Origin of the sequence: Cypionkella sinensis (assembly GCF_042646385.1) — a bacterium.
Taxonomy (GTDB): domain Bacteria; phylum Pseudomonadota; class Alphaproteobacteria; order Rhodobacterales; family Rhodobacteraceae; genus Cypionkella; species Cypionkella sinensis.
Map to the genome: position 1 here is coordinate 1 of NZ_JBHRTO010000007.1, position 503 is coordinate 503.

The window sequence follows — 503 nt, forward strand, 5'->3', positions numbered from 1 at the left end:
CCGACGTCGACGGCGCGCAGCGCATCGCGCAGCGATCACGCTGCACGCCGCGCATCGCGAATCGCCTGCTGCGGCGGGTGCGCGACTTCGCCGAGGTGAAGGGCAACGGCCGCATCGTCGAAAGCATCGCGCGCGCGGCGCTCGATCTGCTCGAGGCGGGCGACGAAATGCGCCTTGTCCTCGGCGAAGCGGGCGGCCTGCTTTTCGTCCAGGCCCTGGTTCAGCGTCGTGATCATGTTCACGATTCGCTTGTGCAGCTCGCCGATGTCGCGGCGCCGGGCAAGGGCCTCGTCACCCTGCATCAGCGCCTGGCGCAGTGCCTCGATCTCGGATTTCGGACGCGCCACCTCCGGCTTCTTTGCGTTGGCAGTCTCCGCCTCGCGCTCCTGGTCGGGGCGCAGCGGCTGCTCGAGCCGCAGCCCCTGCCCGCCCGATACGTTCGTGTCGAATTTCTCGTTCTGAAAACTGGTCATCACTGCCTTCCCCCGTAGGCCTGCCAGGTG

1 protein-coding gene is annotated in these 503 nt (G+C 68.0%); it reads left to right on the top strand.

Annotated features, from left to right (window positions below):
• Positions 1–68 precede the first annotated feature (68 nt).
• On the top strand, positions 69–491 hold the full coding sequence (locus tag ACFOGH_RS20090) for a hypothetical protein (RefSeq protein ID WP_380074977.1): 423 nt from the start codon (positions 69–71) through the stop codon (positions 489–491).
• Positions 492–503: the final 12 nt, after the last annotated feature.